The sequence below is a fragment of the Nocardiopsis chromatogenes YIM 90109 genome, from assembly GCF_000341185.1.
GTDB classification, from domain to species: Bacteria; Actinomycetota; Actinomycetes; order Streptosporangiales; family Streptosporangiaceae; genus Nocardiopsis_A; species Nocardiopsis_A chromatogenes.
The window spans coordinates 1-16,976 of record NZ_ANBH01000055.1 but is presented as its reverse complement, the minus strand read 5'-3'; the positions used below and the strand labels follow the sequence as shown (position 1 = coordinate 16,976).

12 protein-coding genes, 1 tRNA gene and 1 pseudogene are annotated in these 16,976 nt (G+C 74.2%); 9 read left to right on the top strand and 5 right to left on the bottom strand.

Annotated features, from left to right (window positions below):
* A pseudogene (locus tag D476_RS35455) lies at positions 1-596 on the bottom strand (hypothetical protein); the annotation flags it as partial.
* Between the two features lie 137 nt (positions 597-733).
* Here D476_RS35455 and D476_RS0105230 point away from each other — a divergent pair.
* Both D476_RS0105230 and D476_RS0105225 read left to right on the top strand, forming a co-directional pair.
* Positions 734-1,660 carry an SDR family oxidoreductase gene (locus D476_RS0105230; protein WP_017622920.1) on the top strand — a complete coding sequence of 309 codons (927 nt, stop codon included), beginning with the start codon at positions 734-736 and terminating at the stop codon, positions 1,658-1,660.
* A 68-nt stretch (positions 1,661-1,728) separates the two neighbouring features.
* Entirely contained in the window at positions 1,729-2,871 is a 1,143-nt protein-coding gene (locus D476_RS0105225; RefSeq protein ID WP_017622919.1) for an epoxide hydrolase family protein, read from the top strand.
* Positions 2,872-2,875: 4 nt separating this feature from the next.
* On the opposite strand, the gene D476_RS0105220 is transcribed toward D476_RS0105225, so the two are convergent.
* Positions 2,876-3,298 carry an RNA-binding S4 domain-containing protein gene (locus D476_RS0105220; RefSeq protein ID WP_017622918.1) on the bottom strand — a complete coding sequence of 141 codons (423 nt, stop codon included), beginning with the start codon at positions 3,296-3,298 and terminating at the stop codon, positions 2,876-2,878.
* Positions 3,299-3,349: 51 nt separating this feature from the next.
* A complete protein-coding gene (locus tag D476_RS35450; RefSeq protein ID WP_051061597.1) occupies positions 3,350-4,789 on the bottom strand; it encodes a serine/threonine-protein kinase in 1,440 nt (479 codons plus the stop codon).
* A gap of 399 nt (positions 4,790-5,188) precedes the next feature.
* Here D476_RS35450 and D476_RS32225 point away from each other — a divergent pair, with 399 nt between their 5' ends.
* The gene (locus tag D476_RS32225) at positions 5,189-6,208 is read left to right on the top strand and encodes a hypothetical protein (RefSeq protein ID WP_017622917.1); all 1,020 of its coding nucleotides are present in this window, start codon (positions 5,189-5,191) and stop codon (positions 6,206-6,208) included.
* 7 nt (positions 6,209-6,215) lie between these two features.
* On the opposite strand, the gene D476_RS0105205 is transcribed toward D476_RS32225, so the two are convergent.
* Entirely contained in the window at positions 6,216-7,112 is an 897-nt protein-coding gene (locus D476_RS0105205) for an NAD(P)-dependent oxidoreductase (RefSeq protein WP_026123258.1), read from the bottom strand.
* A 122-nt stretch (positions 7,113-7,234) separates the two neighbouring features.
* Here D476_RS0105205 and D476_RS0105200 point away from each other — a divergent pair, with 122 nt between their 5' ends.
* The 3 genes from D476_RS0105200 to D476_RS0105190 all read left to right on the top strand — a co-directional run bounded on the left by D476_RS0105200 (position 7,235) and on the right by D476_RS0105190 (position 9,461).
* Complete coding sequence (locus tag D476_RS0105200; RefSeq protein ID WP_017622915.1) at positions 7,235-7,570, top strand: winged helix-turn-helix transcriptional regulator; 336 nt, start codon at positions 7,235-7,237, stop codon at positions 7,568-7,570.
* Between the two features lie 73 nt (positions 7,571-7,643).
* Entirely contained in the window at positions 7,644-9,287 is a 1,644-nt protein-coding gene (locus D476_RS0105195) for an ABC-F family ATP-binding cassette domain-containing protein (RefSeq protein ID WP_026123257.1), read from the top strand.
* 99 nt (positions 9,288-9,386) lie between these two features.
* A tRNA-Asp gene (locus D476_RS0105190) sits at positions 9,387-9,461 on the top strand.
* Between the two features lie 50 nt (positions 9,462-9,511).
* Here the strand turns inward: D476_RS0105190 and D476_RS0105185 are convergent.
* On the bottom strand, positions 9,512-10,714 hold the full coding sequence (locus D476_RS0105185) for an MFS transporter (protein ID WP_017622913.1): 1,203 nt from the start codon (positions 10,712-10,714) through the stop codon (positions 9,512-9,514).
* A 190-nt stretch (positions 10,715-10,904) separates the two neighbouring features.
* On the opposite strand from D476_RS0105185, the gene D476_RS0105180 reads away from it, so the two are divergent.
* From D476_RS0105180 to narJ, 3 genes are read left to right on the top strand one after another with little or no spacing between them, the layout of a single operon-like run.
* Positions 10,905-14,600, top strand: a complete 3,696-nt coding sequence (locus D476_RS0105180; RefSeq protein ID WP_017622912.1) for a nitrate reductase subunit alpha — start codon at positions 10,905-10,907, stop codon at positions 14,598-14,600.
* Positions 14,600-16,288: a nitrate reductase subunit beta gene (gene narH, locus D476_RS0105175; protein WP_017622911.1), complete on the top strand. Its 1,689-nt coding sequence runs from the start codon at positions 14,600-14,602 to the stop codon at positions 16,286-16,288. The genes D476_RS0105180 and narH overlap by 1 nt, the downstream gene beginning before the upstream one ends.
* A complete protein-coding gene (narJ, locus tag D476_RS0105170) occupies positions 16,285-16,926 on the top strand; it encodes a nitrate reductase molybdenum cofactor assembly chaperone (RefSeq protein ID WP_017622910.1) in 642 nt (213 codons plus the stop codon). The genes narH and narJ overlap by 4 nt, the downstream gene beginning before the upstream one ends.
* Positions 16,927-16,976: the final 50 nt, after the last annotated feature.

Genomic DNA, 16,976 nt, shown 5'->3' with positions numbered 1-16,976 from the left:
GGCCCGCGCAGCCGTTCGGGCACCGCCAGCAGGTCGTCGGTGTCGACCGGGTAGCGCCCGCGCGCGGCGAAGGCGACCACCTCGGCCCAGGCGTACACGTCGGCGGCGTCCATGTCGGAGGCGGGCCCGGACCGCTCCGGCGCCCCGGCGCCCACCACCCGCGGGCCGTCCGGCCCGAGCACCACGTCGGCCGGGGTGAGGCGGCCGTGCGCGGCGCCCGCCCGGTGCAGCGCGGCCAGCGCGGTGGCGGCGGCGATGGCGACCCGGGCCAGGGCGGCCCCCTGCAGCGGCCCGTCCCGGGCGACGGCGGAGGCCAGGTCGGGGCCGTGCACGCGGGCGGTGGCGGTGTAGGGCGGGTCCCCGTCCGGATCGGCGCCGAGCAGGTCGGGGCCGCAGCGGCCGGAGGCGGCCCGCAGCGCCTCGGGCGGGGTGCCGGGGACGGCGACCACGGCCTCGGTCCCGTCCGGCGCGACGGCCAGGTACACGGTCCGGCCGACCCGCGCGGTGACACGGTAGGGGCCGATCCGCTCCGGCCCGGGACCGGCGTCCTCCACGGGGACCACCTCCGCTCCGTCCGGTTCGTCCGACTCCTCCACGTCTTCCCCTCTATGGGACGCGCTTGAACCCCCCTCCGCCGTGTCGCCCAGCGGCGACATTCCCCTTCCGTTCCTGACAGAAGACGGCAGGAAAGCGCCGTAGAACGGGGGGACGACGACGAAGGGAGGCGCGGGACATGGGGGACGACCGACCGCTGGAGGGCCGGGTCGCGCTGGTCGCCGGGGCCACGCGCGGCGCGGGCCGTGCGATCGCGGTGGAGCTGGGCCGCAAGGGGGCGGTGGTGTACGCCACCGGGCGGACCACGCGCACGTCGCGCTCGGAGATGGGGCGCCCGGAGACGATCGAGGAGACCGCCGCGCTGGTGGAGGCCGCTGGAGGCACCGGAATCGCCGTCCAAGTGGACCACTTGGAGCCGGAGCGGGTGAAGGCGCTGGTCGAGCGGATCGACAGCGAGCAGGGGCGGCTCGACGTGCTGGTGAACGACATCTGGGGCGGCGACGTCTACCTCACCGAATTCGGGCGCCGCCTGTGGGAGCACGACCTGGGGCAGGGCCTGCGCATGCTCCGGCTGGGCATCGACACGCACGTGACCACCAGCCACTTCGCGCTGCCGCTGATGATCCGCCGCCCGGGGGCGCTGGTGGTGGAGATGACCGACGGCACCACCGAGTTCAACGCCGGGTACCGCGCCGACGTCGGGCTGTTCTACGACCTGGTCAAGACGTCGGTGCAGCGTCTGGCCAAGGCCCAGGCGCACGAGCTGCGCGACCACGGGGGCGCGGCGGTCGCGGTCACCCCCGGCTGGCTGCGGTCGGAGGCGATGCTGGAGATCTACGGGGTGGGGGAGGAGAACTGGCGCGACGCGGTGGCCAAGGAGCCGCACTTCGCCATCTCCGAGTCGCCGGCCCTCGTCGGGCGGGGCGTGGCGGCCCTGGCGGCCGACCCGCGGGCCGGGGTGTGGACCGGGCAGACGGTGTCCAGCGGCCACCTGGCCAAGGTGTACGGCCTGACCGACGCCGACGGGAGCCGCCCCGACGCCTGGCGGTACATCTCCGAGGTCCAGTACGCCGGGCGGGAGGCCGACACCACCGGCTACCGGTGACGCTACCGGTGACGGTCGCAGGGAATCGCGGACACGAAAGGTCCGCGATCCCTCCTACGTTCGCCCGCATGAGCGACGAGATCACACCGTTCCGCATCGACGTCCCCCAGGCCGACCTGGACGACCTGCACCGCCGCATCGACGCCTGGCGCCGGCCCCCGGGGCTCCCGGGGGCCGGGTGGGAGTACGGCGTGGAACAGGACCACCTGAGCGCGCTGGCCGCCCACTGGCGCGACGGCTTCGACTGGCGCGCACGCGAGCGTGCGCTGAACACACTGCCGCAGTTCACCACCGGGATCGACGGGCAGCGGGTCCACTTCGTCCACCTGCGCTCCAGCGAGGCGGACGCGGTTCCGCTGCTGCTCACGCACGGCTGGCCCAGCACCTTCGCCGACTTCGCGGACATGGCCGCGCCGTTGGCCGAGCCGTCGGCGCACGGCGCGGCGGGCGCGGTGCCCTTCCACGTCGTCGTGCCCTCGGTGCCGGGGTTCGGCTTCTCCGGGCCCACGCGCGAGACCGGCTGGTCCGCCCGGCGGGTCGCCCACGCCTGGGCGGAGCTGATGCGCCGCCTGGGCTATGACCGCTTCCTCGCGCACGGCGGGGACCTCGGGGCGATCGTCTCCCCCGAGCTGGGCCGGATCGCACCGGACCGGGTGCTGGGCGTGCACCTCAACGCGGTCGTGGCGCCGCCGGACTGGAGCGCGGAGGACCCGCTGGCCGGGCTCTCCGAGGACGACGCGGCCGCGGTGTACGCGGGGGCGGACGAGTGGGAGCGCCGCTCCGGCTACGCGGCCGTCCAGTCCACCCGCCCGCACACACTGGCCTACGCCCTGAACGACTCCCCGGTCGGGATGCTCGCCTGGAACCTCGAATGGTTCGTCGACTACGACCCGGCGCGGGGCGTGCAGACCCCGGTCGACCGGGACGCGCTGCTCACCGACGCCTCGGTGTTCTGGTTCACCGCGACCTCCGGCTCCGCCGCCCGCCACTACAAGGAGGCGGGCGAGGAGTTCTTCGGCGGCGCGGTGTCGGGCGTGCCCACGGCCGTGGCCGTCTTCCCCGGCGACGGCGCGGTGCGCGGGCTGGTCGAGCGCTCCAACCGGGTCGTGCGCTGGACCGAGTACGACCGGGGCGGCCACTTCGCCGCACTGCAGGCACCCGACCTGCTCACCGCCGACATCCGCGCGTTCGCGGCCGAGGCGGCCGGGTGAGGGGTCATGGGCCCTCGCGCCACAGGCGCTCCATCTGGCGGCGGTCCCGCTTGGTGGGGCGCCCGGCGCCCCGGTCGCGGCGCGGCGGCGGGGCGAACGCCTGCGGCGGCGCGGCCACGGTCGGCTCGGGGGTGTTGTCGACGTAGCAGCGCTGGGCGATCGGCGCGCCCACCCGCTTGTCGATGATGTGCGCGACCTCCACGACGCGGGTGGTGCCGTGCAGCCGCACCCGCACCTCGTCGCCGGGGGAGACGCCCGCGGCGGGCTTGGCCGGTTTGTCGTTGACGCGCACGTGCCCGCCGCGGCACGCCTGCGCCGCGTCGGACCGGGTCTTGACCAGGCGGACCGCCCAGAGCCACTTGTCGATCCGGGTACTCGGCGGCCCCTGCGGCAGCGGAGGCCCAGCGGCGGCGGGCTGGTCGGTCACGTGCGCACCCCTCCTGCTCGGCGGTCCCGGGCGGCTCGCCCTCCCCGAACTCTAGGCGGTCCCCTCCTCGCTCGGCCACGCCGCGGTGGGCTCGGCGTCGGCGGGGGAGGGGGACCAGGACTCGCCGGGATCCGCCGTCGGTTCCGGGGTGGGGTCGTCCGGTTCCCCGTCCGGTGTCTCCTCCTCCGGTGTCTCCTCCCCCGGTGTCTCCTCCTCCGGCGTGTACTCCGGAGTGGGCTCCGATGTCTCGGGCGCCTGCTCGGGCGTGGTCCCGGGATCACCGGCCCCGCCGACCGGCCCACCTCCTCCACCGGTGGACTCCGGCTCCGGCCCGGGGCCCTCCCCGGCCGGGGCGGTCTGGCGGGCCGGGATCGCGTCGGGGAGGGTCCACCACTCCTCCCGCGGGATGCGGTCGGCCAGCAGCCAGGCCGTGCCGCCGAGGAGCAGCACCGCCAGGACGGCCAGGAGCGCCGCGCCGCTCGGCCGCCGTCGGCGCCGTCCGCGGGGGCGCGGCGCCTTCGCCGGGGGCACGGTCGGCGGCGGTGCGGCCGGTGGCGGCGCCGCTGTCGGGGGCGCCACCGGGGGTGCCGACGGGGGCGCCGACGGGGCGGGCGCCAAGGGAGCCGTCGCGACCACCGTGCGGCCCGCCGCCGCCGAAGCCCCTTCCCGGAGGACCTCCGTCACCGCGTCGGGCGACTCGGCCTCCGGCCCGGGGTCCCGTCCCACCAGCGCCCCCAGGACGCGCACTGCAGTGGGCCTGCGCGCCGGGTCCTTGTCCAGGCAGGCCCGCAGCAGCGGCCGCAGCCGCTCGGGCACCTCCTCCAGGTCCGGCTCGTCCGAGACGACCTTGTGCAGTACCTCGTGCACGCTGTCCCCGTCGAAGGGGCCCCGGCCCGAGGCGGCGAAGGTGATCACCGCCGCCCACGCGAACACGTCCGCCTCCGGTCCCACGCGCGCGCCCCGGATCTGCTCGGGCGCCATGTAGGCGGGTGTGCCGGTCACCGCTCCGGTCTGGGTGAGGGTCGCGTCGCCGGTCCGGGCGATCCCGAAGTCGATGACCCGCGGCCCGTCCGGGCCCAGCAGCACGTTGGCCGGTTTGAAGTCCCGGTGCACGACCCCCGCACTGTGGATGGCCACCAGGGCGGTCGCCGTGGCCACCGCGAGCCGGTCCAGGGAGGCCCCGGTGCGCGGCCCTTCCCTGTGCACCGCCGCGCGCAGTGTGGGGCCGCGCACGAATTCGCTGGCGATGAAGGGCGGGTCGCCCTCCACGTCGGCCTCCACCACGGCCGCGGTGCAGAACGGCGCCACCCGCCGCACCGACTCCAGCTCCCGCGCGAAGCGCGCGCGCTGCAGTTCACCGCCCTCCCAGGCGCCGGACAGGACCTTGACCGCCACCTCGACCCCGTCGGGGCCGGTCCCCAGGTACACGGTCCCCTGTCCGCCGCGTCCGATCTGCTCCGTGATCCGGTAGGGCCCGATGCGCTCGGGCATCCCACCGCCTTCCCCTCCGGCCGGTGTCGTCATCGCGCCTTCCCCTCACTCCGCGTCTGTCTCCATAGGACGTCGGCGGCGGCACATTCCCCCTGGACCGGACGGCGACACTTGCCTTACTCCTGGGCTGGGCGGTGGCACGTCGTGGGCTGGGCGGCGGCACGTCCTGGGCTGGGCGGTGGCACGTCCTGGGCTGGGCGGCGGCACGTCGTGGGCTGGGCGGCGGCACATTCCCCCTGGACCGGACGGCGGCATGTCCTGGACCGGACGGCGGCACGTCGTGGGCTGGATGGCGGCACGCTGGAGGCCCGTCGGCTCCCCCGCACGTGGGAGGCCTCAGGCCGGAATCCCTCTGCGGAGGGTGAACCGGGGGCCGCACCGGGGGTGAGGATCGGGGGCATGCAGACGACGACCGAGCCGAAAACGGGGGCCGCGGTCCCGCGCTGGGCGGAGGTGGCGGCACCGGCCGCCCTGGTGTGGGCGGCGGCCTACGGAGCGCTCCGCCTCTTCTGGACGCTGGCCGGGCGCCCATGGCTGCCGCCGGTCGGGGACGACCTGGGCCCGTTCTCGGACTGGCCGGTCGTGCTGCTGTGCGCGGGCACCGCGGTGATCGCGGGGGCGGTCGCGGTGCCCGCCCTCCGGCCGCGCAGCCGGGGCGGGCACCGGGCGCTGATGGCCGCGGGCGCCGCCGTGGCCGCCGGGACGGCGCTCTCCTCCTTCCTCCTCATCCTCGACGTCGTCGGCCTGCTGCTCCTGGGAGCCGGGGGCATCCCGCTGCACGCGGGGGCGGCGGCGAGCCGCGCCGCGTGCGCCTTCGGCGCGGTGGCGCTGGCGGCCGCACTGGTGGCCGAGCACCGCCGGGTGCGGGGCGGGTGCCCCTCCTGCGGCCGCGCCCCGGGTGCGGCCCCGGCCCCCGAACGGGCGCCGGGGTGGGCGTTCGCGGCGGCCTACACGGTCGTCGCCGCCGTCGCCGTGCGGACGCTGGCCGAGGTCCTGGCGGGCGGCCGGGAGAACCCGCTGTTCCCCGACGGTGTCGACGACGCGTCGTCCGCCTTCGCCGCCGGGGCCTTCACCGTCGTCTTCGCCCTGGCCGGGATCGTGCTGCCGCTGGCGCTGGTGCACCGGTGGGGGAGGGTGTGGCCGCGCTGGGTGCTCCCCCTGGCCGGGCGGAGGGTGCCGCGGCCGCTCGTGCTGGTGCCCGGCGTCCTCGCCTCGGCCGGGATGGTGTCCTACTTCCTGATGAGCCTCGGCGTGCTGATCGCCGATGGCGCGGGGGCATGGGGCGCCCTGGGCTACCCGGCGTGGTTCTTCTGGGCGGTGATCCCCGCCTATGTGGTGTGGGGCGCTGGGCTGGGCGTCGCCACGGTGTCCTACCACCGCACCGGAAGGCCCCGGTGCGGCCACTGCGGCCGGGGGTGAGCGGGCTCTAGTCTCGGTCCCGGCCGTCCCGGACCGTGTCGACCAGCGCCGAGACGTCGTCCGACGGGTCCGCCCCTTCGGACAGGGCCCGCTCCATCAACGTGTGGAAAGGGGCGATCAGGTCGGTGCGCACTCCCCGCGCGCGGCTGGCGGACAGGAAGTTCTCATAGGCCCGGAGCTGCATCGCCAGTCCGGAGCCCTCCGTGCGGAAGTCGCCGGAGTCGACCTGGCGGGCCAGCGCGGGCAGGATGCCCGTCATCGCGGTCAGCCAGGGGAGTAGCCGGTTCTCGGTGAACTCTGTGACGGTTCCGCCCTCCGACCGGATGAGCGCGGCGGAGTGAACGAATCCGCCGAGCAGCCCGTACATGCCGGTAAGCAGCGCGATGTCGTTGAGTGCGGCGGTCCCGTCGGCGGAGCCCAGGAACGACGCCGCGCCGAGCGCGCGCAGAGCGGCCTCATGCTGTGAGAACACCGACGCGTCGCCGCTGTAGAGCACCACGGCGTCCGGGGTCCCGATCATCGCGGGCACCGCCATGATGCCTCCGTCGATGTAGGAGGCTCCCAGCCCGCGCGCCCAGGCGCCGGTCTCCTGCGCCTCCTCAGGGGTGCCGTTGGTGAGGTTCACCAGGGTGCGGCCGGACAGGCGGTCTTCTGCGGTGCCCAGCGCCTCGCGCAGTGCGGGATAGTCCAGCACGCAGGCGACGACCAAGGGGCTCGCCTCCACGGCGGCGGCGGGGGAGTCGGCGCGCACCGCGCCCTCGGCGACGAGCGGGCCGGCCTTGGCGGCCGACCGGTTCCAGACGGTGACCGTGTGCCCGGCCTTCAGGAAGGCCCGGGCCAGGGCGGTGCCCATGTCGCCGAGGCCGATGACGGTCACCGGGGCGGGGGAGGTGGAAGCAGACATGCCGTCCTCATTCGTCGATGTGTTCGGGGTGGACGTCCGCCATCCTGGGCCGCACACTGGAGCAGCGACAAGTACCTACTTTTTTGTCGGGTACTCACCAAAAGGTAAGAATCGGAGAGGCGATGAAGCGTCGGCGGACCTACGTCTGCGGGCTCGACGCGGCGTTCGGCGTCGTCGGGGGCAAGTGGAAGGCGCTCCTGCTCTGGGAGCTGGACCAGGGCGTCCGCCGCTTCGGCGAGCTGCGCCGGGCCCTTGAGGGCATCAGCGAGAAGATGCTCATCCAGCAGCTCAGGGAGATGGAGCACGACGGGCTGGTGCACCGCGAAGTGTTCCGGGAGGTCCCGCCGCGTGTGGAGTACTCCCTGACCGACTTCGGCCGCTCCCTCAACAAGGCGATGGAACCCCTGGGCGACTGGGGCGAGGAGCACAAGGCGCGCATCGAGGCCCTGCACCTCTGACCGGGCGCGCCTGACGGCCCGCCGCCCGGAAAACCCTTCGACGCGCCGTGGGCCCGGTGGCAGGCTGGCCGCCATGGGCCATATCGATGTCGCGGGCGTGTCCTACCGGCTCCCCGACGGGGGGACGCTCCTGGACGAGGTGTCCTTCCGCGTGGGCGACGGCATGAAGGCGGTGCTCGTCGGCGCCAACGGCAGCGGGAAGACCACCCTGCTGCGCATCATCGCCGGGGACACCGACGCGCACGAGGGCGCCGTCACCCGAAGCGGGCGCATCGGGGTGATGCGCCAGTTCATCGGCTCCCAGGCGGCCGGTGCGCTGCCCGCCGACGCGACCGTGCGCGATCTGCTGCTGTCGGTGTCCGCGCCCCGGGTGCGGCGCGCCGGGCAGGAGCTGGACGCCGCCGAGCTGGCCATGATGGAGAACGACTCCGAGGCGGTGCAGCTCCGCTACGCCCAGGCCCTGTCCGACTGGTCCGACGCCGGGGGCTACGACGCCGAGGTGCTGTGGGACGTGTGCACCGTGGAGGCGATCGGCGTTCCCTACGCCCGCGCGCACTTCCGCGAGCTGGGCACCCTCTCCGGCGGTGAGCAGAAGCGCCTGGTGCTGGAGGCGCTGCTGCGCGGCCCCGACGACGTGCTCCTGCTCGACGAGCCCGACAACTACCTGGATGTTCAGGGAAAACGATGGTTGGAGGAGCGGCTCCGGAGCACCCCCAAGACCGTCCTGTTCATCAGCCACGACCGCGAGCTGCTGGCGGCCACCGCCACGCACGTGGTCACCTTGGAGGGCGGCGGGGGCGCGGGGGCGTCGGCGTGGGTGCACGGCGGCGGCTTCGAGAGCTACCACCGCGCCCGCGAGGACCGGCACGCCCGCTTCGCCGAGCTGCGCCGCCGGTGGGACGAGCGCCACACGCAGCTTCGCGAGCTGGTCAAGCGGCTGCGCCAGAAGGCCGCCAACAACGACGACATGGCCAGCCGCTACCGGGCCGCCCTGACCCGGCTGACCCGGTTCGAGGAGGAGGGCCCGCCGCCCGAGCCGCCCAAGGCGCAGCGCATCGACATGCGCCTGCGCGGCGGGCGCACCGGCGTGCGGGCGCTCACCTGCACCGGCCTGGAGCTGACCGGCCTGATGCGGCCGTTCACGGCCGAGGTGTTCTACGGCGAGCGGGTCGGGGTGCTCGGCTCCAACGGCTCGGGCAAGTCGCACTTCCTGCGGCTGCTGAGCGACCCGGACGCGGTGGCGCACACCGGGACGGCCAGGCTGGGGGCGCGGGTGGTGCCCGGGCACTTCGCCCAGACCCACCACCACCCGGAGTGGAACGGGCGCACGCTCGCGGCGATCCTCGAAGAGGACCACGCCATGCCGCTGGACCTGGCGGCCCCGGCCCTGCAGCGCTATGAGCTCGTGCACCGGCGCGACACCCGGTTCGACGCCCTGTCCGGCGGCCAGCAGGCCCGCTTCCAGGTGCTCCTGCTGGAGCTGTCCGGCGCCACCATGCTGCTGCTGGACGAGCCCACCGACAACCTGGACGTGGAGTCCGCGGAGGCGTTGGAGACGGCCCTCGAAGGGTTCGAGGGGACGGTGCTGGCCGTCACACACGACCGGTGGTTCGCGCGCTCCTTCGACCGCTTCCTGGTGTTCGGGGAGGACGGCGGGGTCTACACCTCCGACGATCCCGTGTGGGACGAGGGGCGGGTCCGCCGGGCCCGGGCGTGAGGCGCGGCACGGGCCGGGGAGCGGGCTGTGGGACGGAGCACTGCAAAACCCCGCTAGAGTGTTGTACGCGGGTCGCCCGGAAGGGCGGAACGCGGCGATGGTCCTGTGGAGCAGTTAGGAGTGCTCGCCACCCTGTCAAGGTGGAGGCCGCGGGTTCAAATCCCGTCAGGACCGCGGATGGGCCCGGAACCGGAACGGTTCCGGGCCTTCGTCGTGTGCGGGGGCTATTCGGCGGTGCGGAACGCCCGGGACGTGTACAGCGCCACCGCCAGGGCCACGGCCGCCAGCAGCACGAACCCGATGGTGTAGGCCCCCGTCGCCTGGTAGACGCCGCCCATGACCAGCGGCGGGAAGTACCCGCCCAGCCCCCCGGCCGCGCCGACCAGCCCGGTCACCGTGCCGACCCGGGAGGGCTCGACCACCTTGGCGACCAGCGCGAACACCCCGCCCGTGCCCAGCCCCAGCGCGAGGGCGATGAGCACGAAGGACGCCCCGGCCGGGAACTCGGCCGGCGGGTGGAACGCCAGTACCACCGCGAACACGCAGGTGCCGATGAACGACGCCAGGCAGACCCGCACCGCCCCGATCCGGTCCGACAGCGTGCCGCCGATCGGCCGGGCGACGACCGCGACCAGCGCGAACCCGGCGGTGCGCAGCCCGGCGTCGGTCTGGGCGAAGGCGTAGGCGGTGGTCAGCAGCGTCGGCAGGTAGGTGGAGAAGGCCACGAACCCGCCGAAGGCCAGCGCGTAGAGCAGGGACATCTGCCAGGTCGCCTTGAGCCGCAGCGCGTCGCGCAGGCGGGGCAGCGCCGGCTCGGAGCTCGGCGTCCAGTCGGGCGCGTTGCGGCTGAACACCCACATGACCGCGCCCATCACCGCCAGGGCGGCGCACATCAGCAGGTGGGTGGCCAACAGCCCCCAGGCCTGCACCAGCACGGGGGTGAGGAACGCCGACAGCGCGGTACCGCCCATCCCGGCCCCGAACACCCCGGTGGCGAACCCCCGCCGGGCGGGGGCGTGCCAGGCGTTGACGAACGGGATGCCCACGGCGAACGAGGTGCCCGCCACGCCCAGGAAGAAGCCCCACAGCAGCAGCATCGGGTAGGAGCCGCCGGAGAGGCCGACCAGGAGGGTCGGCACGATGCTGATGAAGCAGACCGCGGTGAACATCACCCGCCCGCCCAGGCGGTCGGTGAGCGCGCCGACGGGGATCCGGCCCAGCGACCCCACCAGCACCGGCACCGCCACCAGCAGCGACGTCTGCGCCGGGGAGAGCGAGAGCTGCTCGGAGTAGGTCTTGGACAGCGGCCCCACCAGGTTCCAGGCCCAGAAGGTCAGCGCGAACGCCGCCGTGGCCAGGGCCAGATTGCCGCCCGCCGTGCCGCGGGCCGCGGCACGCCCCTCGCTCCGCTGCGCGGTCCCGCTCATCTGGACGCCTCCCCAGGGGTGTTCCGAATGCATTCAGGCTAGGACGATCACCCGGCGATTCCGAAGAGGAACGGGACCTGCGCCCCTGGTGTGTCGCGCAAATGCTTTGAGATCTTCACTCGAGGTGGTTGCATTCTCCGAGGGCGTTCGCACCGGAAATCCGGGTCGGAGTAAACGGCGGGTGATATTCGTGTCCAAGAACAGTAAATCCGCTGGTGGCGACGGTTCGGCGGGGGATTTCCTGCTGCGCCTGGGAACGCATCTGACGCGCACGCCGACCACCGCCGACCTGCGGGCCGAGTTCAAGGTGGGCGGCCGTGGTGCCGATGTGTTCTACCGGGACCGGTGGAGCCACGACAAAGTGGTCCGATCGACCCACGGCGTGAATTGCACCGGGTCGTGCTCGTGGAATGTCTACGTCAAGGACGGGATCATCACCTGGGAGACCCAGGCCACCGACTACCCGTCGGTGGGGCCCGACCGCCCCGAGTACGAGCCGCGCGGCTGCCCGCGCGGCGCCGCCTTCTCCTGGTACACCTACTCGCCCACCCGGGTGCGCCACCCCTACGTCCGTGCCGTGCTGGTCGGCATGTACCGGGAGGCCCGCGAGCGCCTGGGCGACCCGGTCGCCGCCTGGGCCGAGATCACCGCCGACCCCGACAAGCGCGCCCGCTACCAGTCGGCCCGCGGCAAGGGCGGCCTGGTGCGCACCACCTGGGACGAGGCCCTGGAGATCGCCGCCGCCGCGCACGTGCACACCATCGCCGCCTACGGGCCCGACCGCGTCGCCGGGTTCTCGCCCATCCCCGCCATGTCGCAGGTCTCCCACGGCGTCGGGGCCCGCTTCGTCAACCTGCTCGGCGGCTCCATGCTCTCCTTCTACGACTGGTACGCCGACCTGCCCGTCGCCTCCCCGCACGTCTTCGGCGACCAGACCGACGTGCCCGAGTCGGGCGACTGGTGGGACGCCGCCTACCTGGTGCTGTGGGGCTCCAACGTCCCCGTCACGCGCACCCCCGACGCCCACTGGATGGCCGAGGCCCGCTACCGGGGGCAGAAGGTCGTGGTGGTCGCGCCGGACTACAACGACGCCGCCAAGTTCGCCGACGAGTGGGTGGCCCCCCACCCCGGCACCGACGGCGCGCTGGCCATGGCCATGGGCCACGTGGTGCTGCGCGAGCACTTCGCCGACCGGCGCACCCCCGCCTTCGACTCCTACGTGCGCACCTTCACCGACCTGCCGTTCCTGGTCACCCTGGAGGAGCGGGACGGGGCCTTCGTCCCCGGCAAGTTCCTCACCGCCGCCGACCTGGAGGCCACCGCGGGCGAGGAGAACGCCGCCTGGAAGCCGCTGCTGGTGGACGAGGACACCGGGGAGCCCTACGTCCCCGACGGCACCCTGGGCCACCGGTGGGGCGACTCGGGGGCCGGGCGGTGGAACCTGGAGCGCCGGGGGCGCACGCCGCGGCTCACCTTCCACGACCCGGACGGCCCCGCCGCCGAGGTGGCGCTGCCCCGGTTCGACACCCCCGACGGGCACGGGCGCGAGCTGCGCCGCGGCGTCCCGGTGCACACCGTCGGCGGGCACACCGTCACCACCGTGTTCGACCTGATGATGGCCCAGTACGGGGTGGAGCGGGAGGGGCTGCCGGGCACCTGGCCGGTCGGCTACAACGACCCCACCCAGCCGGCCACCCCGGCCTGGCAGGAGACCGCCACCGGGGTCCCGGCCGAGCGGGCGGTGCGCATCGCCCGGGAGTTCGCCGCCACCGCCGAGGCCAGCGGGGGCCGGGCGATGATCGTGCTGGGCGCCGGGACCAACCAGTGGTTCCACGGCGACACCATGTACCGGGCCTTCCTGGGCCTGCTGCTGCTCACCGGATGCCAGGGGGTCAACGGCGGCGGCTGGGCGCACTACGTGGGCCAGGAGAAGTGCCGCACCAGCGCCGGGTGGGCCGCCTACGCCTCGGCGATGGACTGGACCCGGCCCGCGCGGTTCATGGCGGGCACCGCCTACTGGTACACCCACACCGACCAGTGGCGCTACGACACCTACGGCGCCGACGCCCTGGCCTCGCCGACGGGGCGGGGGGCGGTGGCCGGACGGCACACCGCGGACCTCGTCGCCGCCTCGGCCCGTATGGGGTGGATGCCCTCCTACCCGACCTTCGACCGCAACCCGCTGCGCCTGGCCCGCCAGGCCCGGGAGGCCGGGAAGGACCCCGCCGAGTACGTCGTCGACGAGCTGGAGGCCGGGCGCCTGCGCTTCGCCGCCGAGGACCCGGACGCGCCGGAGAACTGGCCGCGCGTGCTCACCGTGTGGCGGTCCAACCTGCTCGGCTCCTCCGCCAAGGGCAGCGAGTACTTCTCCCGCCACCTGCTGGGCACCGACTCCTCGGTGCAGGGGTCCGAGGCGGGCGGCGGCCACCGCCCCAAGGAGGTGGCCTGGCGCGCGGACGCGCCGACGGGCAAGCTCGACCTGCTGCTCAGCCTCGACTTCCGGATGACCAGCACCACGCTGATGTCCGACATCGTGCTCCCGGCCGCCACCTGGTACGAGAAGCACGACCTGTCCACCACGGACATGCACCCGTTCGTGCACGCCTTCACCCCCGCCATCGACCCGCCGTGGGAGGCGCGCACCGACTTCGACGCCTTCCACGGGCTGGCGCGGGTGTTCAGCGAACTGGCCGAGGACCGCCTGGGCGCCGCCGAGGACGTCGTGGCCGTGCCGCACGCCCACGACACCCCCGGGGAGATGGCCCAGCCCGGCGGAACCGCCCCGGACTTCCGGCACACCGGCGAGCGCCCGGTCCCCGGGCGCACCATGCCGAACCTGGTGGTGGTCGAGCGCGACTACCCGGCGGTGGCCGAGCGCATGGCGGCGCTGGGGCCGCTCGCCGAGGGGCTCGGGCTGCCCGTCAAGGGCGTCTCCTTCACCCCCGACCGCGAGGTGGAGTGGCTGCGCGAGCGCAACGGGACGGTGCGCGGCGGCGTCGCCGACGGGCGCCCGCTTCTGGACACCGACATCAAGGCATGCGAGATGATCCTGGCCCTGTCCGGCACCTCCAACGGCCGCCTGGCCGCCCAGGGGTTCGAGCGGCTCGCCGAGCGCACCGGGACCGACCTCTCCGACCTGGTCCACGACGGGGCCGGGCGCCGGGTCGTCTTCTCCGACACCCAGGCCCGCCCCACCCCGGTGGGCGCCAGCCCCGAGTGGTCGGGCAAGGAGGCCCCGGACCGGCGCTACGCGCCGTTCACGGTGAACGTGGAGAACCACAAGCCCTGGCACACCCTCACCGGGCGGCAGCACTTCTACGTCGACCACGACTGGATGCTGGAGTTCGGCGAGGCCCTGCCGGTCTACCGGCCGCCGCTGGACATGCACCGGCTCTTCGGGGAGCCGCGGCTCGGGCCGGACGGGGAGCGGGCGGTGGCGGTGCGCTACCTGACCCCGCACTCCAAGTGGTCCATCCACTCCGAGTACCAGGACAACCTGCTGATGCTCACGCTCTCCCGCGGCGGACCGGCCCTGTGGATGAGCCCCGCCGACGCCGAGGCCATCGGGGCCCGCGACAACGACTGGGTCGAGGCGGTCAACCGCAACGGGGTGATCGCCGCCCGCCTGGTGGTCTCGCACCGTATGCCGGTCGGGACCGTGTACATCTACCACGCCCAGGAGCGGGTGGTGGACATGCCCAAGACCGAGACGACCGGGCGCCGCGGCGGCATCCACAACTCGCTGACCCGCCTGCTGGTCAAGCCCACCCACCTGATCGGCGGTTACGCCCAGTTCTCCTACGCCTTCAACTACATCGGCCCGACCGGCAACCAGCGCGACGAGGTCACCGTCGTGCGCAAGCGCGCCGGGGAGGTGCGGTACTGATGGTGCGCGTGATGGCCCAGGTGGCCATGGTGATGAACCTGGACAAGTGCATCGGCTGCCACACCTGCTCGGTCACCTGCAAGCAGGCCTGGACCAACCGCAGCGGGGTCGAGTACGCCTGGTTCAACAACGTGGAGACCCGGCCGGGGCAGGGGTACCCGCGCCGCTGGGAGGACCAGGAGCGGTGGAAGGGCGGGTGGACCCGCACCCGCGCGGGCCGCCTGAAGCCGCGGGCAGGGGGCCGCCTGAAGAAGCTGGCCACGCTCTTCGCCAACCCGCTCATGCCCTCCATCCACGACTACTACGAGCCGTGGACCTACGACTACGGGCACCTGATCACCGCGCCGCTGGGCGACGACATCCCGGTGGCGCGGCCCCGCTCCCTGCTCACCGGCGAGCCGATGCAGGTCACCTGGAGCGCCAACTGGGACGACGACCTGGCCGGAGGGCCCGAGCTGGCCGCGCAGGACCCGATCGTGCAGCAGGTGGGCGACCGGGTCAGGCTCGAATTCGAGCAGACGTTCATGTTCTACCTGCCGCGCATCTGCGAGCACTGCCTCAACCCGTCCTGCGTGGCGTCCTGCCCCAGCGGGGCGATGTACAAGCGCGCCGAGGACGGCATCGTCCTCGTCGACCAGGACAAGTGCCGCGGCTGGCGGATGTGCGTCACCGGCTGCCCGTACAAGAAGGTCTACTTCAACCACAAGACCGGCAAGGCCGAGAAGTGCACCCTGTGCTATCCGAGGATCGAGGTGGGCATGCCCACCATCTGCTCGGAGACCTGCGTCGGGCGCCTGCGCTACCTCGGCGTCGTCCTCTATGACGCCGAGCGGGTGGGCGAGGCGGCCGCCGTCGAGGACGAGAAGGACCTCTACGAGGCGCAGCTCGGCGTCCTCCTCGACCCGGACGACCCCGACGTGCAGGCGGCCGCCCGCCGTGACGGCATTCCCGACTCCTGGCTGGCCTCGGCCCGCCGGTCGCCCGTCTACACGCTGATCAAGCGCCACCGCGTGGCCCTGCCCCTGCACCCGGAGTACCGCACCATGCCCATGGTCTGGTACATCCCGCCCCTGTCCCCGGTGGTCGAGGCCGTCAGCGGGACCGGCCACGACGGCGAGGACGCCGACAACCTCTTCGGCGCCATCGACGCCCTGCGCATCCCCGTGGAGTACCTGGCCGAACTCTTCACCGCCGGAGACCCCGGACCGGTCGAGCACTCCCTGCGCACCCTGGCCGCCCTCCGCTCCCACATGCGCCGCGTCAACCTGGGGCAGGAGCGCGACCCGTCCATCGCCGAGGCCGCCGGGACCACCGGCGAGCGCCTGGAGGAGCTGTACCGGCTGCTCGCGCTCGCCAAGTACGACGACCGCTACGTCATCCCCACCGCCTACGGCGTCGACGACGCCGACCGCGGGGTGATCGAGGAGATCGGCTGCAGCCTGGACTTCGAGTCCGGGCCGGGGATGGGCGGCATGGGGGCGGCGCACGGCCGCACCCCCGCGCCGCCGTTCGGGGAGGCCTCGGGGCGGCCCGACCCGGCGAGCGTGGAGACCTTCCACGCCCTGCGCACCCGCCAGACCAGCGACGCCCCCGCCGACCGCGCCGACCTGAAAGGGCGGGTGAACCTGTTGAACTGGGACGGCAACGGCAGGCCCGAAGGGCTCTTCCCCCCGAGGGAGGAGCCGTGACGCGCGCCCGGGACACCGCGGTGGTGCGGCGCGCCGCCGCGCTGCTGCTCGACTACCCGGACCGGGGCATGCTGGAGCGCCTGCCGACGGTGCGCGCGGCCGTGGACGAGCTGCCCGGCGGAGCGGCCCGCGACGGCCTCACCGCCTTCTGCGCCCACGCCGCCGGAGCGGACGAACTGGAGCTGGGCGCCCACTACGTGCAGACCTTCGACCTGCGCCGCCGCCGCGCGCTGCACCTGACCTTCTACACCGACGGCGACACCCGCAGGCGCGGCCACGCCCTGGCCCGCCTGAAGGAGGTCTACGCGGCGCACGGCTGGCGCCCCGGCCCGCACGAGCTGCCCGACCACCTGTGCGTGCTGCTGGAGTTCGCCTCCCGCGGCGACGCCGGGCAGGGGGAGGCGCTGCTCCGCCGCTTCCAGCCCGGCCTGGAACTCCTGCGGGCGGCGCTGCACCGGCACGGCACGCCCTACGCCGGGGTCCTCGACGCCGTCGCGGCGACCCTGCCGCCCCCGGCCGCCGCCCAGCGCGAAGCGGCGCGGCGGCTGGCCGCGCAGGGGCCGCCCGCCGAGGACGTGGGCCTGGAACCGTACGGCGGCCGCGCGCCGGGCAGGGAGGCGCTGCCGTGGCCGACGTGATGCTGTGGGGCGTGCTCCCCTACGTGGTGCTGGTGCTCTTCGTCGGCGGG